Origin of the sequence: Flammeovirga sp. EKP202 (assembly GCF_014534745.1) — a bacterium.
Classification (GTDB): Bacteria; Bacteroidota; Bacteroidia; order Cytophagales; family Flammeovirgaceae; genus Flammeovirga.
In genome coordinates this window covers 50,487-73,487 of record NZ_JACVVP010000032.1, presented here as the reverse complement: position 1 = coordinate 73,487, position 23,001 = coordinate 50,487, and the positions used below count along the sequence as shown (strand labels likewise).

Sequence of the window (23,001 nt, the reverse complement as noted above, 5' to 3'; positions counted from 1 at the left end):
GTACAGTTTATTGCACATCAAAAATAATTTCTGTATTCGGTAATTCAGTATGTAACCTTTTGATTTCTGACTTAGCAATTGGATTCCCAGAAAGTACTAGAGTTTCCAAGTTTTCTAATTCAGAAATACTTTTTGGAAGCTTCTCAATTTTATTCAATGAAAGATCTAAAAGCTTTAAAGACTTCATTGCACCCAAACCTTTAGGTAAAGCGGTTAATTGATTACCTCGTAGGTTTAAAAATGCCATGGCTTCCAATTCTGTAATTTCATTAGGCATATTCTTGATTTCATTATTACTAAGGTTTAATTCATACAGATACTTCAATTTCGATAAATCAGAAGACATATAAGAAATATTATTGTCTCCCAAATCTAAAGCGATGATGTAAGGGCATGAATTATAAAGAGTACCAAGGTCTTGTATATTATTATTGGAGGCATTAAGTGACACCAAATTGCTGAACTCACTAAACTGATTCGAAATGAGATCAATGTTCTGTGAGGAGATATCTATACAAAAAGCTTTTTCCGGCATTAAAGAGGCTGATTTTAATAGAAAGCATTCTGACCTTCCTAGTTCGTAAAGCTTTTCAACGGCTGGTGTATATCCGTATTTCATAGCGTCAATAAAGTCGAGACAGAAATCTGAATTGTGGAAGCCTTCTTTGACTCCAAATAAGTTTTTACTGACGGCTCTATGGTAATAAGCTTCTGCTAAATCATTTTGAATGCTAATGGCCATTGTAAAGTTACTAATGGCTTGTAAGTAGTCTTCTTTTGCTATACTATTCAGACCTTTGTTTAGGAATGTGTTAGGGTCGTTGTTGAAGGTGAAAGAGAAGAGTCCTAGTAAAGCAAAAGTGAGCAATATTTTCTTTGATGTATTCATATTAAATAAAAAGTAAAATAGGTTTACACTTTCTTAACGTCAAAATGAAAAAGAAAGTTTGATTTATTAAAAAATTGATTATGTGTTTGTTATGTATCAAGATAAAGGTAGTAAACAATGAGTTCTCTTTTTACTTTTTTGATCACAAAACCAATTTGATGTAGGAATAGTACGACTATTTACATTTTTTTGAGGTCGTAATCTTAAGATTGAAGAAGTTAATTACAGTGGAAATACTGTTTCGAAAATCCTATTTATTACATGAATTGTACAATGAAAAATGCCTTTAAGGTTGTTCTGGTTAAATGTTTAAAAATGGCAAAAATCAAAAATAATGACGATAAGTAATGTAAATAGTTTCGATTAAGTACTTCAATTCATTTCGTCTTAATACTAACTTGTTTGTATAGAGCTAAGCTGTTTTCTGAGCTTGCTCTTCTTGACCATCATTCATATATGTACGAATTTTGGTTCTCAATTCCATTGCGGATAAGTTGTGGTCAATTTTACCACTCTTAATAAATGACATTTGTCCGGTTTCCTCAGATACAATCAATACAATTGCATTTGTGTCTTCTGTCATGCCTATTCCTGCTCTGTGTCTTAATCCCATTGTAGCTGGTATGTTGGGATTTTCGGAAACAGGTAAAATACATCTTGCTGCTTGAATCCTATTATTATAAATCAGGCAAGCACCGTCATGCATAGGGGAGTTCTTAAAAAAAATAGAGAGTATAAGCCTTTTGGAGATTTTTGCATCTACATAATCTCCTGTATCGGCGTAAAATTGTAAATCACTATCTTTTGAAATAACAATTAGAGCCCCCGTATTTGTCCCTGACATGTCTTTCATAGCATCAATAATCGCTAGAATGTCGAGGTTGATTTCTTCTTGTTTTCCTTTTCCTCTAAACAATTGGAAAAGGGGGAAATTTTTGAAATCAGTAGATTTACCAATGATTAAAAGGAATTTACGAATTTCTTGTTGAAAAAGTATAATAGCGGCAATTACCCCTACATCTATAAACTGACTTAGAATCTCCGAAAGCAACTCCATGTCAGTGGCTTTCACAACCAAGTAAGTGAGATAAATAGATAACCCTCCAACAAAGATTTTTAAAGCAACACTCCCTTTGATGAGTTTGTATAAATGAAAAAGCAATACCGATACTAAAAGAATATCGAGTACATCAACAAAATTAATATCTAAAAAACCTACGGTAAATAAAAACATTTAACTATTATTCGAGATGTGAATTGCTTTGAGCATTTATAGATTTAAGTGTTACTTCAGGAACTGAAAATAAAAATTTAGTGAAGTAAAGTAGTTCCAAAAGTAAGTCGAATTCCAAATTTCTATATTACCCTCTTCTATAATAAGAAGAAAAATTTGTATTAAGAAGTAATTCCTACTTCTCAATACAAAAATAGAGTCTTTCTTTTAAAATGAAACGGTTTGCTGCATAAGTTTTACACATTCTACAGCAGGTTTTACATCGTGTACTCTCAAAATATTTGCTTTCTTACTTAAAGCAATTGTATTTATAACAGTAGTACCATTTAGTGCTTCCTGAGGAGTGATGTTTAATACCTTGTTAATCATTGATTTTCGTGAAACTCCTACAAGAATAGGAAGCTGCAATGATTGCAATAATTCCAAGTTGTTTAATAATTCATAATTCTGTTCCAACGTCTTGGCAAAACCAAAACCTGGGTCAATAATTAAGTCATTATCTCCACTACTAATAAATTCAGCTTTCTTTTCTGAAAAATATTTGATTACCTCGTGTGTCACCCCATTAGGGTAGTCCGTTAAATCACTCATTGTTTGAGGATTTCCTCTCATGTGCATCATGATATAAGGAACACCTAATTGGTTGACGATGTCATACATTTTATCATCCAAGCTTCCTCCTGAGATATCGTTAATAATGTCTGCTCCTTTTAATACGGCCTCTCTCGCCACCTCACTTCTAAAGGTATCAATGGAAATGATGGTGTCGGGATATTTTTCTTTGATATTTTCTATAATTGGCAAAACCCTATTAAGCTCTTCCTGTACCTTAATGTGCTCTGCTCCAGGTCTAGAAGAATAACCTCCTATATCTAAAATGTTGGCACCATCAGCAAGCATTTGATCCACCTGAATGAGTGCATCATCTACATATATTTTTCTGCTGTTATTATAAAATGAATCAGGAGTGGCATTAATGATCCCCATTACTTTGGGAGTATCAAACGCTAAGATTTTTTGCCTAATTTTGATGGAAAGATGCTGTGATTTTATCATTTAGTTTGAGGTTGTATAGGTTTACTCTAACTTTGTGCAAAGTTAGCTGAAAAAAGTCAGTTAAGAAAGATAGATGAATATGACACAAGCGGAAAAAACAGAACAGGAATTCAAGGCGGTAATTGAAAAGTGTAGAACTTTATTTGAGAAGAAAACAGTAGATTATGGTACTGCTTGGAGGATTTTGAGATTACCTTCTATTACAGATCAGATATATATAAAGGCGATGAGAATTCGCTCAATTCAAGAAAAAGGAGAGCAAAAAATTGATGAGGACATTTTAGGCGAGTTTATTGCTATTATAAATTACTGTCTAATGGCCTTAACACAAATAGATTTACATAATGATGACCGAATGGAATTGTCTCCAGAGGAAGTAATGTCACATTATGATAAACACGCAACTAATACAATGCATTTAATGTTTGATAAAAACCACGATTATGGTGAAGCTTGGAGAATGATGAGAGTCTCAAGCATTACAGATATCATCCTTATGAAATTATTGAGAGTGAAACAGATCGAGGGTAATGATGGACAAACATTAGTGTCTGAAGGGGTAGACGCAAACTATCAGGATATGATTAATTATTCAATTTTCGCTTTAATATTATCCGATTTTGTAAATAAATAATTTTTTGAACAAAGAGTAACTAACAACATAACAATACACAAATAATTCTATGAAGAATTTATATAGATTTTTAGCAATAATCGTAGGGCTGGTATTTATTGCTTCGGGATTAGTAAAAGTAGATGACCCCACCGGAACAGCAATTAAGTTTGAAGAGTATTTTCATGTTTTTGCAGATGATGTTTCAGGTACCATAGGTTTTCTTGAATCGTTTTTCTTATTCCTTGCTGATTGGTCCATGCCAATGTCTATATTATTCTCCTCTTTCGAATTGGTATTGGGTGTTGCTTTAGTCATTGGATTCAAAGAAAAGTTTTCTTTGAGAGCGACTTTAGCTTTATTGTTATTCTTTGGTTTATTAACGTTTTATTCAGCGTGGTTCAATAAAGTGACAGATTGTGGCTGTTTTGGAGATGCCATCAAGTTTACACCATGGGGAAGTTTCACAAAAGATCTTGTTCTTTTAGTTTTACTTCTAGGAGCAATGGCTTTCAAGCCTAAAAAGACAATCACTCAATATGGAATGTATGGTGGCTCTTACACTGTAAAGAAAGCAGCTCCTGCTTGGAAGTCGATGATCATGATTATCGCTTCTGCCTTTGCATTAGGAACATGTTATTATGCGTTAAATCATTTACCTCCAGTTGACTTTCGTCCTTATAAAATAGGTGCTAATATTCAGAAAATGATGTCACCTGAAGTTCCATGTGAAAGTGTATACTATATGGAAAAGGATGGAGAAGAGAAGATGTTTACCAATTATCCTACAGATCCATCATGGAAATTTGTAAGAATGGAAATAACAAATGAGGAAGAGTGTAAATCTTTAATTCCTGATTATTATATTTCGAATGCAGAAGGGGAAGATTTTACCGCTTTAACTACAAATGCAAAACGTTTGTTAGTGATTGTTCAAAATGTTTCTGAAATTGAAAAAGAAGAAGTAGAGTCAGTGAGACAGATGCTTAGATCAATGGAAGGAACTATTGAAACAATGGTAATTACTAGTGATGCCAATAACTTTGAGCAGTTTATGCATGATTCAAAATGGAATGTTCCTTTTTATTATGCAGATGCAACCGTTTTATTGGCAATGGTGAGAGCAAACCCAGGTATCTTGCTTATTGACAATGGAACAATACTAGGTAAATGGCACCACAACGATATTCCCACTGATGACGAAATTTCTCAACTCTTAAATTAATTATACGAAGTGCTACAGTTTATTATTAATCGATTTTTATATGGCCTCTTAGTAATATGGGGAGTGATCACCGTTGTGTTTATGCTTTTTCATGCATTGCCCGGAGATCCTGTCGATTTAATGTCTGGACAGCACGCTGATTTAGAGACAAGGGAATTGATTCGTCATGAATTAGGTTTGGATGATCCTTTAATAGTGCAGTATGGTAGGTATATTGGGGATTTACTTCCTATTTCTATAGAAAAGAATACACCTGAAGCGCAAAAAAAATATGATTATCTGAAGTTGATTCCTCTAGGGGGAAGTGCTTTGGTATTAAAGTATCCCTATTTACGGAAGTCATTTCAGACCAATAAAAGAGTGGATGAAATTTTAATAGAAAGTATACCGGGGACTTTTTGGTTATCACTTGCAGCAATTATTATTGCCACAACATTTGGGATCCTATTAGGAGTTACTGCGGCGGTGAATTTTGGTTCAAAAATAGATCACTTTATTGTAGGTGGATCAGTGGTATTTATTTCAATGCCTTCATTTGTTTTAGCGATTGTAATGGCTATTACGTTTGGTTATTATCTGGCTGATTTTACCCATCTCAATATGACAGGTTCATTGTGGATGAATGATCCATTAAGAGGACGAGTTCTACATTTAGAAAACTTAATCTTACCGGCGTTCACTTTAGCGACTCGCCCCTTGGCCATTATTATTCAGCTGACAAGAAGTTCAATGCTGGACATTATGTCACAAGATTATATCAGAACGGCAAAAGCAAAAGGAGCAGGTTTTCTAAGGGTTATTTTTATGCATACACTAAGGAATGCATTGAACCCTGTAATTACAGCGGTTTCTGGATGGTTGGCTACAATGATGGCAGGAGCCTTCTTTATTGAATATATTTTTAAATGGAAGGGACTTGGTTTTAAAACAATTCAAGCCGTAGAATATCTAGATCTACCCGTCGTAATGGGGTCAACTATATTGATAGCTTTTGGTTTTGTGGTGGTGAATATTTTTGTGGATATTCTTTATGCTGTCGTTGATCCAAAAGTAAGATTACACTAACAAACAATGCGAATTTATTTAATTGGAATGCCAGGTAGTGGAAAATCTACATTGGCCAAAGAATTATCATCTTTGCTATCACTGCCTTATTTTGATATGGATACAGAGATAGAAGAAAGAGAGAAGAAATCTATTCCTGAGATTTTTACTGAAAAGGGAGAGGATTACTTTAGAGCGGTAGAAAAAGAAGTGGTGAATACATTTGTTCCCGATAATGCAATTTTAGCAACAGGTGGAGGAGCTCCATGTTTTTATGATAATATGGAAGTGATGTTGAAAAATGGAGTCACCGTATTTGTAGATGTTCACGAAGATGAATTAGTTGAAAGAGTATGGCAGCAACAAGGAACCCGCCCCTTATTAGCTCAAAATGAAAAAGAAGCAGTTTATAATGCTATAAAAGAAAAAAGAGAAAATCGATTGCCTTTTTATTCTAAAGCCGAATTTGTAATTGAAGCGGGAACTAAAACACCTGCCGAGTTAGCTTTGGAAATTAAGAATGTCTTGAAGAAATAAAAAAAGAGCATGTTTGTGAACCAAACATGCTCTTTTTATGATAAGCTAACCGTGTTTAAGATTTAGCTTTTTTCAATTTCTGTTTTAGCCCTTTATATCTTACAAGGTCAACATTGACAGCTCCAACAATCAGTTCTGCCTGAATTTTTAATGGGATTCTATTGACGTCTTTCGATACCCAAAACTTAATGGGATGAGTACCAGAGAAAAGCTGATTTTCTGGCATTATTGGTGATAAAACATGCGATTCTATTCTACCAAATTTAGTGTGGCATTTCTCAACACCTAAATAGACAATATCAAAGTCATATCCTTTGTTTTCCCAAAAGGTATTCATATTAATAGTATCACCCTTTGCGTATTGTTCATAATCCAGAGTTCTTAGCAAGTAATATCCAGAAATGACATCAAAGGAACCTGGAGACATTTCATGTTCTTCATTATGAATTTCAGGTTTGTCTTTCTTTTTCCACTTGACCTTCGCTTTTCCATTTACTTGGTCAAAGTCTATTTTTTCTTCTAAAGTATAGCCACCCTCAAGAATATCACGATTGAATTGAACAGGTAATATAGTTTCAGGATCAAAGTAACTTTGCCATAGGTCACGGATCTTCATACCCATTCCAAACATGCCTATACTTTTTCCATGAACATCTACTTTATAACAATTTTTACCATTTACTTCGTGAAATTTTTTATCTAAATGAACAACAGCTTGGCCTGCTTCAAAGACTGAATAGCCTGCGATATACGTTAGTGTTTCACCTTGTTCGAAAGTAATAGATGTGTCTTTAGGAAGATCTTGTTGTGTTTTAAAGCCAAAAGCGGCTATTCCAAAAAATATACAAGAGCAAGTTATTATTATGTTTTTTTTATTCAGTCTCATAGAATTATATGAATTACTTAATAATTAATTTCAATATTAGTCATAATTATGGAAATAAGGTCAACCTATTAAAAAAATTCGATTTGTATTTTTTATAGATTTAAACCTAAGCTGTTATGTTTGTGCGAAATACCAAATAATTAAAATTATGATAGATACTCACGCACATATATACTCAGACAAATTTAGTGCAGATATTGACAAAATTTTAGGTGACGCTTTCAACGCAGGACTCAAACACATTTTAATGCCTAATATTGATCATACTTCAATAGAGGGCATGTTGGAACTAGAAGAGAAATACCCAGGCAAATGCCTTTCAATGATGGGGCTACACCCTTGTCATGTAGACCAAAACTTTGAGAAAGAACTTTACATTGTAGAAGATTGGCTTTCTAAAAGAAAGTTTGTGGCAGTAGGCGAAATGGGATTGGACTTATATTGGGACAAAACTTACAAAGAACAACAAATTGAAGCATTCAAAATTCAAGCAGAATTAGCAAAGAAATATCAATTGCCATTAGTGATTCATGCAAGAGATGCTATGGCAGAAACATTGAATGTTTTAGAGGAAATTGCTTCAGATGAATTGTTTGGTGTTCTTCATTGCTTCACGGGAACTGTAGAAGATGTAAAAAGACTTGAAGCTGTCAACTTTAAAATTGGAATCGGCGGTGTAGTGACTTTTAAAAACGGAGGGTTAGATAAAGTTATTCCACACATAGATTTATCTCAAATAGTATTAGAAACAGATAGTCCTTATTTAGCACCGAAGCCTTTTAGAGGAAAACGAAACCAACCTTTATACACTACTTATGTTTGTGATAGAGTAGCTGATTTGACAGGAAAAAGCGGTCAAGAAATAGAAGAAATAACAGATAAGAATGCATATGATCTATTTAAAATAGATGAATATCTAAAGAAATGAAAAGATGAGAGAATACTATAAAACTGTAAACATTAATTCCACAGGCCCAAAAACTTCAGATACATCCATACTTATATTATATACAGGAGGAACAATTGGAATGGACAGACACCCCGTAAATGGGAGTCTGACGCCATTTGACTTTGAGAAAATAATTGACGCGGTACCTGAATTAAAAGGGTTCGACTTTGAATTAACGGTAATTTCCTTGGATCCATTAATTGATTCATCGGATATAACACCAGACCATTGGATTCAATTAGGGAATCTAATGGAGTATTTCTATGAAGATTTTGATGGTTTTGTGATTTTGCATGGTACCGATACAATGGCCTATACCGCCTCCGCATTGAGTTTCATGTTGGATGGAGTACATAAGCCAATTATTCTCACGGGTTCACAATTACCAATAGGAGAAAAGAGGACAGATGCTCGTGAAAACCTGATGTCAGCATTAGAAATGTGTTCTGCTCGTGATGCTAATGGTGAAATGTTGATACAAGAAGTTTGTATCTGTTTTAATAGCAAACTTTTGAGAGGTAACAGAGCTAAAAAATCACAGAACTTTAATTTTACAGCCTTCAGATCTTATAATTACCCTTCTTTAGCCGAGGCAGGAATTTTTATAGAATATAAAAAAGAAATGTTTTGGAAAGATCCAATAACAGACCCTGTACGCTCTATGAAGAAGATCGATGCTAATGTGATTGTGTTAAAAATCTTCCCAGGAATGCCTAAAGATTTCATAATACAAATGCTAAAAAATCGAAAATTACAGGGGGTGGTGCTAGAAACCTATGGATCAGGTAATGTACCTACATCCGATTGGTTCATTGAGCTGCTTCAAGAAACGATCAAAAGAGGGGTAGTTGTAGTCAACATTTCTCAATGTACAGGAGGTATGGTAATGCAAGGGCACTATGCTACGAGCACTAAACTCAATGAGGTAGGAGTTCTTTCAGGGAAGGATATGACCACAGAAGCAAGTGTTACTAAACTAATGTGTTTGTTAACAAAGTATAAAGACGTGAACAGGGTCAAAGAGCTTGTAGGCATACCGTTAAAGGGGGAATTGACTCAGTAAATTAACGAAATGTAACATTTATTAGGCTAATTAGTGTGATTTTGCCATTTATAAATGAATAATCAATTTGTTTATAATTATAATTATATATTTCTTTGCGAGTCAGTAGTCGTTAAAAACTATCAAAAAAAGTACTAATTCGAAAGATTAGTACTAAATTGCTCGACGATTACGGATGATAGTCAAAACAAATTTATTATTACAGTATCAGTTCTGTGATTTTAGTTTTTTAATCGCAATCTGAACGTTAGAGAGTTATGAAAAAAGTATTCGCGTTATTGATGTTTTTCTGTGCACTTACTTTAGGTATCGCACAGTCGTATGCGCAAGATGAAACAACAGAAGAAGTTGCTACTGAAGAAGTAGCAGCAGTTGAAGAGACATCTGCGGCAGTCGAAGAAGAAGTTACAGTTCAAGAAGTATCTTCTGATGAATTGGCACAAGTAGAAGAATTATCTTTCACTCAAGCAGTGAAGCAAAAATTCATCGAAGGTGGTTGGGAATTTATGGGAGCTGTATTGCTTACATTAATCCTTGGTTTAGCAATCGCTATCGAGCGTGTTATCACGTTATCACTTTCAACTACAAACACTAAAAAGCTTTTAACGAAAATCGACGAAGCTTTACAGTCAGGTGGTGCTGATGCAGCATTAGAAGTAGCTAAAGCTACAAGAGGTCCAGTTGCTTCTATCTTTACACAAGGTTTAATGAGAGCTTCTGAAGGTATTGACATGGTTGAAAAATCAGTTGTTTCTTACGGTTCAGTAGAAATGGGTAAATTAGAAAAAGGTTTACCATGGATCTCATTATTTATCGCTATGGCACCAATGTTAGGTTTCATGGGTACGGTAATTGGTATGATCGGTGCCTTCGATGCGATCGAGGCAGCAGGTGATATCTCTCCTTCACTAGTAGCAGGTGGTATTAAAGTAGCCCTTCTTACTACAGTAGCAGGTCTTATCGTTGGTGTAATCCTTCAAGTATTCTACAACTATTGTGTTTCTACAATCGACGGTATCGTATTAGAAATGGAAGAAGCTTCTGTATCTTTAATCGATATCTTGGTTAAGAACGAATTGACTGCTAAGTAGTAGTACCTATTTACAAATTGTAAATAGTAATTGTAGAATTTAAGAAATTACACATAGTTATGAACGGTGAAGCTATATTTACAGAATACTTGCTACCTTTCACTGGACTATTAATCATTATTGCATTAGTAGCTACAGTAATCGGCTTCTTGATGTCAATCATTACAGATCCTAAATCAGCGATCACAGTATTGATTACAATCGTAGGCTTGGTAGTATTATTCTTTATCGGTTATTCGGTAGCAGATAGCTCTGTGACAGCAAGAGAGTTAAATGAGTTCGGTGTGGATGAGCCATTATCACAAAAGATCGGTGGTATCCTAAACATGACTTATTACTTATTCATTATCGCAGGTGTTGCGGTAGTATTAGATGTTGTTCAAAGAGTAGTTAAATCTATTGGATAGTTATGTTAAAGAAGAAGAAAAAAGACGCACCAGAAATTAATGGTGGAGCAATGGCGGATATCGCCTTCCTATTGCTAATCTTCTTCTTGGTGGCAACAACAATTGCATCTGATAAAGGTGTAACAGTAATGTTACCTCCAAAAGCTGAAGACGTAGATGTTAAGGTGAAAACTCGTAACGTGTTTAACATTCTTGTTAACTCAAACGATGACATGTTAGCACAAGAAGAGATGGTAGACTTACCAAAACTTCGTACGATGGTTAAAGAGTTTGTTCTTAACAACGGTAAGGACCCTAACCAATCAGAGTCTGCAGCTAAGGCAATTATTTCATTGAAAACAGACCGTGGTACATCTTACGAAATGTACATTGGCGTAATTGACGAGTTAAAACTTGCTTATGCTGAAATGCGTGCCATGTTCTTGAAAATGCCTTTAGAAGATTATCAAAATTTGGATAAGGAAAATCCAGATCAGAAGGAAAAGCTTGATAGAGCAAGAAAAGCAATCCCTTACAAAGTATCGGATGCTGAACCTTCTGAGATAAAATAATTGGTCTAACAAACGCCATCATTCGTGGTGGCGTTTATTTAAATACATTGACCTTATGGCAACGTTTAAGAAGAAAACAAAAACGAAGCAGGATATTCCTACTTCAGCCTTGCCAGATATTATTTTCATGCTTTTGTTCTTCTTCATGATTGCTACGACTTTCCGTGAGTCAGAGTTATTAGTGAAGAACTCATTGCCTCAAGCATCTGAGTTAACAAAGCTTGAAAAGAAATCATTAGTTTCTTATATCTATATTGGGGAACCAAGTGATACAAGAAAATTTGGCACAGAAGCACGTATTCAAGTGAACGATGTATTGATCGATCCAGAACAAATTGTTCAGCACGTGATTCAGGAAAAAGACAAATTAGGTGAGGATGGTGATAAAATCACTATGTCACTTAAAATTGATAGAGAAGCTAAAATGGGTATCATCTCTGACGTTCGTCAGAAACTAAGAGAGGCTAACGCATTGAAAGTGAACTATGCTGCTAACAAGAAATTACGTAATTTCTAAGATCACATAGCTATCAATGTTAAAGAGGTCAAGTCTTATAAAGGCTTGACCTTTTTGTTTTTATACTCTTCAAGTTTTAAGTAGTTAACCATTCTTTATAATGCGTTTTTAATAAAACAATAAGAGTTTTTTACCCGTTTTTATGATAAACTGATTAATCCATTATGAAATATATTCTTTACTTCATTATCACTCTATTAGTCAGCTTTAATACTACTTCTTATGCTCAAGGTAAGCTTCTAGCCTTTCCTCATTTTGTGATTAAAAATCCTACATTGAATTTTGATCCAAACCTTGATTTGATGGCTTTGAGATATGCTCATTCTATTGAAGTAGAAAATGATTATATCCTATTCATGTCAAAGGATGAGAAATACAAAGAAGGTTATGATTTGAAATTACAATCTCAATCAATCAAAGGTAATTGTAACAGAATGAGATTTAATTTTTTGAGGGGGCCATTTAGATGGTTACAAATTGAATATAAGGCCGTGGATGAACAGCAATTTGAATGTACACTTCAGTTCTTTGATCTGAGTGGAGAAATTATTTATTCTGTACATACAAATCATCTAATATTCAATTCAAGTCCAATTGTTAAAGAAGAGAAGAATAGGGTGAAATAAAAATACCTGCAATGTTTATTTTGACACTGCAGGTATTTTTTTATGCTCAAAGTAGAGTTCAAGTTCTATTACTCTTGAATTAAAACTAATGCGGAGATACCGTCAATTTTTACAGAACTCAATGTCTTTATACCATTTGCTGATGCTTTATTGCCATCAACTAGTACTTTCCACTGACCATTTGGTAAAAACTTACTGATATTCTTTGCTGATTTATTGGCGTTAAAAATGACAGCTATTGTTTTTGCACTATCATCATTAGCATTATTTGAAATGGTATACCCAACAATTAGTGGGTCATTGAAATCAATGAATTGTAGGTTTTTGGCAATCATCTCTGTAGACGTCATTCTAAATGCAGGGTGTGCTTTTCTAACCTCAATAAGTCCTTGATAATACTCAAAAATTTCTTTGTTTTCGAATTTCCAATCCCAATCGATTTTATTGATTGCATCAGGCTTATTATAAGAATTATGTTCTCCACCTTTGGTTCTTAACATTTCAACACCGGAGTGGATAAAAGGAATCCCTTGGGAAGTAAGAACGACAGCACTAGTAAGCTTATGCATTTTCTTGATTTCTTCTGGAGTTGCATTGGGTTGAGAAATACTCAATTTATCGAACAAAGTATGATTGTCATGGCAAGAAACATAAGTTACAGTTTGTGATGGTGTTGGAGCCCAAGGTGCTTTTGAATAATTGATTTTGCTATAATCAATTTGAGGGTGTTTTGTCGAAGCTACAATACCAAACTTGATAGTTTCGTGTAGTTCTTTATTGCCTTGAATAAAACCAATTTCATCATCATAGAAAACACTTCCTTTTAAACCATCACGAATATCATCAGAGAAGGCTGCAACTCCCTGCATTTTTGGAGTATTAGCTTTAATAGCTTGATCTTCGACAGGAAGTGGAGAAGCCGCAGCATTCCAACCTTCACCATAAATTAAGATACTAGGATCTACTTCAGTCTTTAACCTTTTGGCTAATATATTCATAGTCTCAATGTCATGAATTCCCATAAGGTCAAAACGAAATCCATCTAGGTGATATTCTTTGGCCCAATACAAAACAGATTCGACAATATATTTACGAGCCATGGCTCTTTCCGAGGCAGTTTCATTACCACAAGCTGAGGCATCAGAGTAACCACCCTTTTCATTTTGTCTATAATAGTATTGAGGTACTTCCAATGAAAAATTAGAATCGTCTCCAGAAAATGTGTGATTATATACAACATCTAATACAACTCGAATCCCTTTTTTATGAAGAGCTTGTACCATTTGCTTGAATTCCTTAATTCTTACAGTAGCATCATAAGGATCTGTTGAATAAGATCCCTCTGGAACATTATAATTCTCAGGATCGTACCCCCAATTATATTGACCTTCTTCTAATTTTGTTTCATCTACGCTGTGATAATCAAAGGACGGAAGTAAATGTACATGAGTTACACCAAGTTCTTCAATATGATCTAGACCTGTTTTTAAACCTTTATCACTTACAGTACCTGTCTCTGTTAAACCTAAAAATTTTCCTTTGTTCTTGGCTCCTGAATTTTCAGCAATTGTAATGTCTCTTACATGAATTTCATATAGAATGGCATCTGTTAATTCTTTAAGTTCAGGACGTTTGTCATTTTCCCAATTGATAGGATTAGTATTCGCTAAATCTATAATTTGACCTCTTTTACCATTAACACCTACAGCTGTTGCATAAATACCCGGTGTTTCTGCTAGTGTTTTTTCTCCTACTTGGACTTGATAAGTATAATACTGACCGTATAAATCTTTATCAATTTTAAGTGTCCAAGTTCCTTTTTCTGTTGCCGTCATCGGAACACTTTCAATAGGGCTTCCTCCTAAACCGCTTTCATAAAGTTGGACAGTGACTTTACTAGCTGTTGGTGACCAAAGCTTGAAGGTGGTAGCACTTTTTGAATATTTTACACCTAAATCTCCTTCATAGTAAGGGTAGGCTTCAAAGTTGGAAACATCAAAATCATTATGGCCTTCTGGTGAAGTGGAAGAACACGATGAAAATAGCATACTTGATAGAATTATGGTCGAAAATAGTATGAATAACCCTTTCATTTAAAATGAATTTTCTTGTATTATAAAATTGAATTGACAATGGTTCTATATTAAAGAAATACCTCTCTGTCTGTATATATAAGTTAACTAATATCAACTTATAAACTGCTTTCAATAAGAACCTATCTTCAAAATGTCTAGGTTTTATGTAATAAACAATAAGTAAAATCAAACTACATAGCTGTTACCGGTTTCGGGATAGAAATATTTTTGAATAATTTTTCTAATGCTCTTCTATCGTAAGTTGTTGATGAATGAGAAATAATTTAAAAATACCCCATTTTGGGTATACTTTTTGAAAAAAAACAGTGGTACCTTTCGGTGTCATTATTTTCTTAGATCATTCCTCAAGAAGACTAAACCCAAAGCATGCTATACTTTTGATGGATATGATCTCATTGCTTTCTTTTTAAACTTAATGTTCAAAATTTATATGCTAAAAAAAACTACACTACTATTGCTATACCTATATTCTTTATCTCTGGTAGGCAAGGCACAAGACTTAACTAAGAAGTGGGCAAAGTTGCTCCCTTCAGAAGCAAGTATAGTTGCTCAGACAATAGATCACGATGATAATTTGATCTTACTCACACACTTTAACGATGGTATTAGTTTTAATGCTAATAATACAGCAAGTGGAGAGGGAACTGGAATAGTGAAATACGATAAAGAAGGAAACTTTCTTTGGTCTAAATTTTACGGGGACAGTACCACTTCATTATTTGTTTCAGATATAGCTGCTGATACATCAGGTAACATTTATTTGCTAGGAGATTACAAAAATACCGTTGATTTAGATCCAAATTCAGGAACGATAGAAGTAACTGCCGACGGCGATTATAGAGATATTGCCTTAGTCAAATTAGATGGTACCGGTACACTTCTTTCACAAGTTACTTTTGGAGGTAAAGGAGCTGAGAAGGGTGAAAAATTATTTGTGAATATTTCTGGAAAAGTGGTACTTACGGGTAGCTTTGATGGCTATCTTCAGAGTGGATTAGACTTTAATCCTGATGAATCTGAAGTTGATTCTCTTCAATCTACGAACCCACTTGGTGATGGAAGTGATCATTTTATTTTGCGATTGAATAATGATTTGACTTATGATTGGGTTTACCAATTTAATACGGGAAATGGGGGGATGTTTTCGGTCAATGATATTGCCACTGATAATCTAGGGGATGTTTTTGTTTGTGGAGATACAGACGAATGGTTTAGAACTGCCTTTGTAGATTCTGATACTGTTGGTTATGTAATGAAGTTAAGTGATCAAGGTGTATCAAAATGGAAGAAAAGACCCTTCTTTTATCATTCACCAAAGACAGGTGCCATTAATTATTATACTGAAAGTATACAGTCCATTGATGTGAGCAAAACAGGAGATGTTTACCTTTCAGGTTATTATGAACTTGACACAATTTATATATCCTTGGGTGCAGATACCATAAATGTAGATCAATTTTATGATAATGCGTCAAAGGAAATATTTGTATCAAAATTTCAAGGTTCTAATGGTGGACAGGCGTGGTTTAAAAGAATAGAAGCGAGTGGTGATAATTATGCTAACTCAATCTCTGTTAATCAAAATGGTAACCTTTATGTTTTTGGTGAAATTCATGGAAGTGTATCCATTGATGATGTAAATCTGGAACCTGGTGCTTTTGTGATAGAGGTGTCAACTAGAAGAGGTACAATATTAAAAAAGGAACAACTTGATGTGATTAGTATTGACTATGCAAATGAGAGGAAACTTGATAATGGGTATTATTTGACAGGACTTTTAAATACATCTTCTTCTATTTTAGGATTGGATGGGACGGAAGGTACAAGTTATATCAGTAGTTTTCAGTTTAATTATTCATCAGATACTACTATTTGGAATGGAGATGCATGGTCAAATGGAAAGCCAACTATTGATAAACCTGCAATTATTGATGGAATTTATCGTACAAGTATAAATGGTAATTTAATAGCTTCAAGTCTTGTAGTTACATCAAAAGCTCAATTAGATGTTGGTTATTATTATTCTTACAGAAACCGTAGCCTTGTGGAGGTTGATGGTGAAATTAAGAATCATGGGGTTATACAAGTAGGAATTAATTCTGTTCTACTACATGATTCTTATGAAGGGAATGGCTCCTTTTATCAATTTGTATATCCTGGCTGGGGGGCAGGTTATAAATTTATTTCATCTCCAGTTCAAAACCATGTATTACTTCCTAGTTTATCATCAAGTTCTAGAAGCCTTTTTTATGATGTCGGAAGTTCTTTGGAAGTAAAAGCTGATAACTGGAAACATGTTACAGATTCTACTTTAACCATGCAACAAGGGCAAGGCTTTGCAATTTGGAAAGGAGGTTATATATCTTTTAGAGGTAAACCTAATAGCGGGGAGATAGTAGTACCATTAGAATATGTGAATGAAGATGGTAATAATTTAATAGGTAATCCATATCCATCTCCAATCAGTGGTGAACAGCTTTTATTAGATAATCCAAAAATATCAGCACTTTACTTTTGGTTAGATGACTATTCAGAGGGTGAGGATTACAGTAGTAATGATTATGTGACTTGGAATTTGTCAGGAGTAAATATACGTGGTCATGATCTTTCATCTAGTTTAAGGAATATATCTGTAGGACAAGGATTTTTTGTACAGGTAGATACAATAGATCAAGAGATTACTTTTTTAAATAGTCAACGTCAATCAATAACAGAGTCTTTATTGAGAAAGAGAAGCTTAAATGGTAGACTTTGGCTGAAGTTTGAAGGAGAACAGAAACAACGAGAGATTTTGATAGCATCAATGGATTGGGCTACTGAAGGTTTTGATCAAGGTTGGGATGCATTGGATTTTAGCTCGAAGTCAAATAACTTCTTATTTGCAACTCTTGATAAAGAACATCAACCTCTATCAATACAAGCTCTTCCAACTCAAGAAGAATATTTAATACCTCTTTACCTAAGAAATTATGTTGGAGAAGGTGAAATTAATATTTCCGATATCGAAGGGTTTGATGATTACGAGGTAAAGTTACTTGATCATAAAAAAGGGACTACGTGGATATTATCTCAAAATGGGTATAAGTTTGAAGCTGAAGAAGGAGAAGAAGAGCGTTTCTCACTGAGTATTGAACCTAAAAACAGCGAAGTATTAAGCCTTAAAAATACTCTTGAAGATGAAATAGCCATTGGATCTACAGATAATGGGGTAAATGTAATAAGTGCTATTACTGCTAACTTAACGATCTTCAATACTTCTGGTCAGGTTATCGATGTATTAGAGGTTCCTCAAGGAGAACTGTTCATCCCTACCAAAAAGGGTGAAATATTATTATTTCAGTTCAATACAGATAAAGCATCTTTTACAAAAAAGGTGATAAGATAATTGCTATTCAAATTTAAATTCAGAAGAAGAACTAACATGAAAGTATTACTATTAATAACCTATTTCACAATAGGTATTTCATTGCTTACCGTTGCTCAAGATGAGACTCCTGCTTCTCCTGCTTATGAAGGAAAAATGGCAATTGGAATTTACGGAGGAACTACCGGAGCAGGTATTGATATCGCTAGAAATTATTCAAAATTCAACTTCGCCTTAGGTTTTAATTACTTAAAAGTATCGGACTTGGAACAACGCGTGACAGTACAAGGCGAGTTGATGGATACAAAACTATCAATGGCTTCGATTAGTCTTGATTTACGTGCAGAGTATCTCCCATTTAATAAAAGTAGTTTTAAACTTTTTGCAGGTGTAGCTTATATTCCAGAGAACCAAATAGAGGTGAAAGGTAAATATGCGAAACCAATTACAATTGGAGAGATTGAATTCACAACAGATGATATTGGAGAAATCTATTTTAATGGTCAATGGGCAAAATTTGCTCCTTATTTTGGCTTAGGCTTTGGACGTGCGGTGCCGAAGAGGAAAATAGGATTTGGTTTTGATTTGGGAGCTTATTACATGGGTAGCCCTGATGTGACATTCTCAGGTACAGAGATGTTTTCTCAACTTGAATCACAGCAGGAACAGCTAAGAAAAAACCTTGAAGGATATTCTTGGCTACCGATTATGAAACTCAGACTCTCTTACAGAATTAATTAAACAAGTAAACAAATATGAAAAAGATATATTATTCTATATTGACCTTATCTATAACTTTACTTATAGTATATGCATGTCAAAATCCTCTTGAAAATATTATAATTCCTGTATCTCCAAAGCTTTCTACCTATGAAGTAGCCATAAAAGTAAGTGATGTATCTAATCCTGCTAGTTTATCAGAAGAGGGTGCTTTGGAAGTAGAATTACTAGGACCTGATGCTGATAAAATCTTGAATAATGCAGGTGAATCGACATTTTCTGCAAAAAATGGAATTATCAATTTAGCCGTGAATAAAAAGTATTCTGATATAGTAGATCCATTGAGATTTACAGTAAAAGTATCAGGAGAAAACTATTTAACGACTACTATTCCAGTTGTCATTGATGGAACCAGCGAATTGATGCAGCTATATGCAAATGTTGTGAATATTGAAACACCTCCAGTAGGAGTAAAGGTCGAAAAGGAAGTAGCAACAATTGTGGGTGACGGGTCAGTTACGGAAGAAATTGTGGTTTCAACATCGTCAGATGAAAATGCAGAAGACGTTGAAGGTCCCTCAACAGAAATTAGTATTCATACTGGTACTGTTTTTAAAAATGCTGAGGGCGAAGTTTTACATGGAAACGAATTAGAAGTTCAAGTCATAAATTTTGATAGTAATGAACCGTCGAGTTTAGAATCTTTTCCAGGTGGTTTTTCTCCTAATTCAGTGATCGACCAAAGTGGTGAAGAAGTAACAACAGGTAATTTTGTTACTGCAGGTTTCGCTTCAATTGATATGTTTGTTGATGGTGAAGAGGTAACGGAATTTTCTGAACCTATCGAGGTTGTCATGAAAATAAATGATGACACTTATAATCCCGAAACAAATGAACCTATAAAAGTTGGAGATATAGTACCAATTTGGTCTTACAGTAATGATGATGGACAATGGGTATTTCATGGAGATGGAGTGGTCACACCTGCTGTTGATGGAAGCTTAGAAGTGAAGTATACAACTACTCACCTTTCTTCTTACAATCTAGACTTTTTCACAAATAATAGGAGATGTTCTTCAGGAAGTGTGGTTGTTGAGATAGAAGATTCACATCGATTACCTAGTGGTAATAGTTATGAATTAAAAGCTTATTTGGTATCACCTAATTCTAGTCAACCTTTGGGGAATGGCAGAGCAATCATCAATATTACCAAAGACACAAAGGAGATTACATTGAATAATTCTATTGATATGGATATGCAGCTATTGATTGTTCGAGATAGAGTAGTGACTTATTCAGGAAGAGATGATTGGCATTCGCCTGCTTTACCAGATGCAGATTCGGTAGTTTTTTATGAATATATTAATCATTGGTCACATACCTATAAATGGACAGAGCATATTTATAGATCGGAGGTGTTCAATGGTTGTGACAATAATATTTCTATTTCATTATATGATCACCTTTCTAAGTTAGATGCAAGTGTTGAGGTATATGTTGAATATGCAGGATATTGTGATAATAAAAAGATTGCTCCTTCTGTAAACCTATATAGAAAGAAAGCGGATGGTGAATTTGGTTTTGTGGGGTATGTTGATAAAGGAATAATCACAATGTCTGTCCCTAAATTAGATTCAACATATCTATTTGGATTCTATTGGGGAGACACTTTCTATGAAGATTCATTACATATTGATTCAGAAAGAATGGTCAATACAAATTTAAATCTTGATGAATTTTGTGATAAGATACTGGAAAATCTGTAGTTTTTTAGTAACAATTTAACCATTAAAAGTTCAGCATTTGATGAAATATCATTTGTTGAACTTTTTTTATTTTGTTCAAAATTTAACACCCTAAATCACTATGTTCAAAATTTAACACGGTGTCTTGAAAATATTTCATCTATAAAAATTATATTTTAAAAAAGTATTAATAATTCACTGGTTTACTTGAATATATCGTATTTAATTTCCTAATTTTGATTATCAAATAAGGAAAAATGACAAAGAAAATAGGACATATAACAGGTTTAAAAAATTCGGTAAAGCCGTCCGTTGAAGGATGTTTTTTTCGACGTTAGTTCTATTTTATGTCGACTATAAAATACAATGTGATTACTTGTGTTGGTCGGCTCGCGATTATAGTGTTTCAAACAAAGTTTTACGAGAGGAAGTATAAAAACTAACTAACAGCTTGCTCTATAAAGTTTTTAAGGAAATGACAGTTAAGAATCTAATTCAAGAGATGCAACATATATCAAGTTTTTCAATTATTGAAGCCAGTATCAGTGAGCATAAAGAGTATGCAAAAGATATCTGTCATCAAATTGAAGAATCAGCAAAAGCTAGAGGAACTGGTATTGCTAAGAGAAGCGTGGATTATATCGAAAAGAAATTCGAGGAAGGGAAAGGTGTTATTGCAATTGCCGATGACGGAACCTTTGCAGGTTTTTGCTATATTGAATCTTGGGGACATAACAAGTATGTTGCAAACTCAGGATTAATTGTAAACCCTAAATTTAGAGGAACTGGCTTGGCAAAAGCGATTAAGAAAAAAGCTTTCCAATTGTCAAGAAAGAAATACCCTGATGCAAAGTTGTTTGGTTTGACGACAAGTTTACCTGTCATGAGAATCAACAGCGAGTTGGGTTATCGTCCTGTTACATTTTCTGAATTAACAGATGATGAGCAATTCTGGAAAGGATGTCAAAGTTGTGTGAACTATGACATTTTACAAAGAACAGAAAGAAAACACTGTTTATGTACTGGAATGATCTTCGATCCGAATGATCCTAGATACAAATCTACTGTAGAGTAGAGACCGAAAAAGATTTAACAAACAAAAAAAGAAATAGAGACAATGAGTAAGAAAGTGGTTTTAGCCTTTAGTGGTGGATTAGATACAACATACTGTGTAAAGTATCTTTCAGAAGAAAGAGGGTTAGAAGTGCATACCGCTATCGTTCAGACGGGAGGTTTCTCGGACGAGGAGTTAAAAGAAATTGAAGAGAAAGCATATACTTTAGGTGTTAAGTCTCACATTACTTTAGATCAAACGGAAACGTTTTACGATCAATGTGTAAAGTACTTAGTATTTGGTAATGCTTTAAGATATAATACTTATCCATTATCAGTAAGTGCAGAGCGTGTATTCCAAGCGTTAGCAATTGCTGAATATGCTAAGAAAATTGGTGCAGATAGTATTGCTCATGGATCTACTGGTGCTGGTAACGACCAAATCCGTTTCGATATGGCTTTCAAAATTATCTGCCCAGGAGCTGAAATCATTACACCAATCAGAGATAATCAATTGTCAAGACAAGACGAAATCGATTACTTGATTGCTAAAGGTGTAGAAGGAAATTGGGAAAAATCACTTTACTCTATCAACCAAGGTTTATGGGGTACTTCAGTAGGTGGTAAAGAGACTTTAGGTTCAAGAAATACTTTACCTGAAGAGGCTTTCCCTACGCAAGTGACGGAAACTATTCCTAAGAAAGTAGCGTTGACTTTTGAGAAAGGTGAATTAGTAGGTATTGACGGTCATATTTTTGACAAGCCGGTACAAGCTATTCAAGAATTAAATAAAATCGCTTCTCCATTTGGTATCGGTAGAGATATTCACGTAGGTGATACAATCATCGGTATTAAAGGACGTGTTGGTTTTGAGGCGGCTGCTCCAGTGGTCACTATTAAAGCGCACCACTTATTAGAGAAGCACACGCTTACAAAGTGGCAATTATATTGGAAAGAACAATTAGGTAACTACTATGGTATGTTGACGCACGAAGGACAATGGATCGATCCAGTAATGCGTAACATCGAGAAGTTCCTTCAAGATACACAAGATCACGTATCAGGTGAGGTATTCGTGACATTGTACCCTTACAGATTCGAATTAGAAGGCATTGAGTCAAAATATGACTTGATGAACAGTACATTCGGAGCTTACGGTGAAATGAACAATGCATGGACAGGTGAAGACGCTCGTGGTTTTGCGACTATTTTAGCAAATCAAAATATGATCTTCGGTAAAGTAAAAGAAGCTGCTGAAGAAAGTATTTCTGAATAAAGTTTTTTAAACCTGATAACTTGAATTGGTAAAGAAAACTAAGGGTGCGGAAATAATTC

Annotated in this window: 21 protein-coding genes; 16 read left to right on the top strand and 5 right to left on the bottom strand. The window is 34.3% G+C overall.

Annotated elements, in window-relative coordinates; translation table 11 throughout:
• Positions 1-7: 7 nt before the first annotated feature.
• From IC221_RS18735 to folP, 3 genes are all read right to left on the bottom strand, one after another.
• On the bottom strand, positions 8-889 hold the full coding sequence (locus IC221_RS18735; protein ID WP_188170427.1) for a leucine-rich repeat domain-containing protein: 882 nt from the start codon (positions 887-889) through the stop codon (positions 8-10).
• A gap of 412 nt (positions 890-1,301) precedes the next feature.
• Positions 1,302-2,123, bottom strand: a complete 822-nt coding sequence (cdaA, locus tag IC221_RS18730; RefSeq protein ID WP_044204367.1) for a diadenylate cyclase CdaA — start codon at positions 2,121-2,123, stop codon at positions 1,302-1,304.
• A gap of 207 nt (positions 2,124-2,330) precedes the next feature.
• The gene (gene folP, locus IC221_RS18725) at positions 2,331-3,179 is read right to left on the bottom strand and encodes a dihydropteroate synthase (protein ID WP_188170426.1); all 849 of its coding nucleotides are present in this window, start codon (positions 3,177-3,179) and stop codon (positions 2,331-2,333) included.
• 79 nt (positions 3,180-3,258) lie between these two features.
• On the opposite strand from folP, the gene IC221_RS18720 reads away from it, so the two are divergent.
• From IC221_RS18720 to IC221_RS18705, 4 genes are read left to right on the top strand one after another with little or no spacing between them, the layout of a single operon-like run.
• Entirely contained in the window at positions 3,259-3,813 is a 555-nt protein-coding gene (locus IC221_RS18720; RefSeq protein WP_044204362.1) for a DUF1599 domain-containing protein, read from the top strand.
• 49 nt (positions 3,814-3,862) lie between these two features.
• Positions 3,863-5,017: a BT_3928 family protein gene (locus IC221_RS18715; RefSeq protein ID WP_188170425.1), complete on the top strand. Its 1,155-nt coding sequence runs from the start codon at positions 3,863-3,865 to the stop codon at positions 5,015-5,017.
• 9 nt (positions 5,018-5,026) lie between these two features.
• Positions 5,027-6,082: an ABC transporter permease gene (locus IC221_RS18710; RefSeq protein ID WP_188170424.1), complete on the top strand. Its 1,056-nt coding sequence runs from the start codon at positions 5,027-5,029 to the stop codon at positions 6,080-6,082.
• A 6-nt stretch (positions 6,083-6,088) separates the two neighbouring features.
• Positions 6,089-6,598 carry a shikimate kinase gene (locus IC221_RS18705; RefSeq protein ID WP_188170423.1) on the top strand — a complete coding sequence of 170 codons (510 nt, stop codon included), beginning with the start codon at positions 6,089-6,091 and terminating at the stop codon, positions 6,596-6,598.
• A gap of 55 nt (positions 6,599-6,653) precedes the next feature.
• On the opposite strand, the gene IC221_RS18700 is transcribed toward IC221_RS18705, so the two are convergent.
• Positions 6,654-7,484 (bottom strand): DUF3108 domain-containing protein, encoded by an 831-nt coding sequence (locus tag IC221_RS18700; protein WP_188170422.1) that lies wholly within the window; start codon positions 7,482-7,484, stop codon positions 6,654-6,656.
• A gap of 148 nt (positions 7,485-7,632) precedes the next feature.
• Here IC221_RS18700 and IC221_RS18695 point away from each other — a divergent pair, with 148 nt between their 5' ends.
• The 7 genes from IC221_RS18695 (at position 7,633) to IC221_RS18665 (ending at position 12,688) form a co-directional block, all read left to right on the top strand.
• The gene (locus IC221_RS18695; protein ID WP_188170421.1) at positions 7,633-8,412 is read left to right on the top strand and encodes a TatD family hydrolase; all 780 of its coding nucleotides are present in this window, start codon (positions 7,633-7,635) and stop codon (positions 8,410-8,412) included.
• Between the two features lie 4 nt (positions 8,413-8,416).
• On the top strand, positions 8,417-9,496 hold the full coding sequence (locus IC221_RS18690; RefSeq protein WP_188170420.1) for an asparaginase: 1,080 nt from the start codon (positions 8,417-8,419) through the stop codon (positions 9,494-9,496).
• A 257-nt stretch (positions 9,497-9,753) separates the two neighbouring features.
• Positions 9,754-10,587, top strand: a complete 834-nt coding sequence (locus tag IC221_RS18685) for a MotA/TolQ/ExbB proton channel family protein (RefSeq protein ID WP_044204349.1) — start codon at positions 9,754-9,756, stop codon at positions 10,585-10,587.
• Positions 10,588-10,646: 59 nt separating this feature from the next.
• Positions 10,647-10,994: a hypothetical protein gene (locus tag IC221_RS18680; protein WP_044204346.1), complete on the top strand. Its 348-nt coding sequence runs from the start codon at positions 10,647-10,649 to the stop codon at positions 10,992-10,994.
• 2 nt (positions 10,995-10,996) lie between these two features.
• Positions 10,997-11,545, top strand: a complete 549-nt coding sequence (locus IC221_RS18675) for a biopolymer transporter ExbD (protein WP_188170419.1) — start codon at positions 10,997-10,999, stop codon at positions 11,543-11,545.
• A 55-nt stretch (positions 11,546-11,600) separates the two neighbouring features.
• Entirely contained in the window at positions 11,601-12,062 is a 462-nt protein-coding gene (locus IC221_RS18670) for a biopolymer transporter ExbD (RefSeq protein WP_044204341.1), read from the top strand.
• Between the two features lie 164 nt (positions 12,063-12,226).
• Entirely contained in the window at positions 12,227-12,688 is a 462-nt protein-coding gene (locus IC221_RS18665; protein WP_188170418.1) for a hypothetical protein, read from the top strand.
• 68 nt (positions 12,689-12,756) lie between these two features.
• On the opposite strand, the gene pulA is transcribed toward IC221_RS18665, so the two are convergent.
• Positions 12,757-14,736 carry a type I pullulanase gene (pulA, locus tag IC221_RS18660; protein ID WP_188170417.1) on the bottom strand — a complete coding sequence of 660 codons (1,980 nt, stop codon included), beginning with the start codon at positions 14,734-14,736 and terminating at the stop codon, positions 12,757-12,759.
• Positions 14,737-15,238: 502 nt separating this feature from the next.
• Here pulA and IC221_RS18655 point away from each other — a divergent pair.
• The 5 genes from IC221_RS18655 (at position 15,239) to IC221_RS18635 (ending at position 22,942) form a co-directional block, all read left to right on the top strand.
• On the top strand, positions 15,239-18,169 hold the full coding sequence (locus IC221_RS18655) for an SBBP repeat-containing protein (protein WP_188170416.1): 2,931 nt from the start codon (positions 15,239-15,241) through the stop codon (positions 18,167-18,169).
• Between the two features lie 36 nt (positions 18,170-18,205).
• Complete coding sequence (locus IC221_RS18650) at positions 18,206-18,889, top strand: hypothetical protein (RefSeq protein WP_188170415.1); 684 nt, start codon at positions 18,206-18,208, stop codon at positions 18,887-18,889.
• A 14-nt stretch (positions 18,890-18,903) separates the two neighbouring features.
• Positions 18,904-20,634 (top strand): hypothetical protein, encoded by a 1,731-nt coding sequence (locus IC221_RS18645; protein WP_188170414.1) that lies wholly within the window; start codon positions 18,904-18,906, stop codon positions 20,632-20,634.
• Between the two features lie 454 nt (positions 20,635-21,088).
• Positions 21,089-21,688, top strand: coding sequence for a GNAT family N-acetyltransferase (locus tag IC221_RS18640; RefSeq protein WP_044204328.1), 600 nt, complete (start codon positions 21,089-21,091; stop codon positions 21,686-21,688).
• A gap of 42 nt (positions 21,689-21,730) precedes the next feature.
• Entirely contained in the window at positions 21,731-22,942 is a 1,212-nt protein-coding gene (locus IC221_RS18635) for an argininosuccinate synthase (protein WP_188170413.1), read from the top strand.
• Positions 22,943-23,001: the final 59 nt, after the last annotated feature.

Coding starts and splice junctions, on each gene's coding strand:
- IC221_RS18735 (WP_188170427.1), bottom strand. CDS start 889: ATGAATACATCAAAGAAAATATTGCTCACTTTTGCTTTACTAGGACTC.
- cdaA (WP_044204367.1), bottom strand. CDS start 2,123: ATGTTTTTATTTACCGTAGGTTTTTTAGATATTAATTTTGTTGATGTA.
- folP (WP_188170426.1), bottom strand. CDS start 3,179: ATGATAAAATCACAGCATCTTTCCATCAAAATTAGGCAAAAAATCTTA.
- IC221_RS18720 (WP_044204362.1), top strand. CDS start 3,259: ATGACACAAGCGGAAAAAACAGAACAGGAATTCAAGGCGGTAATTGAA.
- IC221_RS18715 (WP_188170425.1), top strand. CDS start 3,863: ATGAAGAATTTATATAGATTTTTAGCAATAATCGTAGGGCTGGTATTT.
- IC221_RS18705 (WP_188170423.1), top strand. CDS start 6,089: ATGCGAATTTATTTAATTGGAATGCCAGGTAGTGGAAAATCTACATTG.
- IC221_RS18700 (WP_188170422.1), bottom strand. CDS start 7,484: ATGAGACTGAATAAAAAAAACATAATAATAACTTGCTCTTGTATATTT.
- IC221_RS18695 (WP_188170421.1), top strand. CDS start 7,633: ATGATAGATACTCACGCACATATATACTCAGACAAATTTAGTGCAGAT.
- IC221_RS18690 (WP_188170420.1), top strand. CDS start 8,417: ATGAGAGAATACTATAAAACTGTAAACATTAATTCCACAGGCCCAAAA.
- IC221_RS18685 (WP_044204349.1), top strand. CDS start 9,754: ATGAAAAAAGTATTCGCGTTATTGATGTTTTTCTGTGCACTTACTTTA.
- IC221_RS18680 (WP_044204346.1), top strand. CDS start 10,647: ATGAACGGTGAAGCTATATTTACAGAATACTTGCTACCTTTCACTGGA.
- IC221_RS18675 (WP_188170419.1), top strand. CDS start 10,997: ATGTTAAAGAAGAAGAAAAAAGACGCACCAGAAATTAATGGTGGAGCA.
- IC221_RS18670 (WP_044204341.1), top strand. CDS start 11,601: ATGGCAACGTTTAAGAAGAAAACAAAAACGAAGCAGGATATTCCTACT.
- IC221_RS18665 (WP_188170418.1), top strand. CDS start 12,227: ATGAAATATATTCTTTACTTCATTATCACTCTATTAGTCAGCTTTAAT.
- pulA (WP_188170417.1), bottom strand. CDS start 14,736: ATGCTATTTTCATCGTGTTCTTCCACTTCACCAGAAGGCCATAATGAT.
- IC221_RS18650 (WP_188170415.1), top strand. CDS start 18,206: ATGAAAGTATTACTATTAATAACCTATTTCACAATAGGTATTTCATTG.
- IC221_RS18645 (WP_188170414.1), top strand. CDS start 18,904: ATGAAAAAGATATATTATTCTATATTGACCTTATCTATAACTTTACTT.
- IC221_RS18640 (WP_044204328.1), top strand. CDS start 21,089: ATGACAGTTAAGAATCTAATTCAAGAGATGCAACATATATCAAGTTTT.
- IC221_RS18635 (WP_188170413.1), top strand. CDS start 21,731: ATGAGTAAGAAAGTGGTTTTAGCCTTTAGTGGTGGATTAGATACAACA.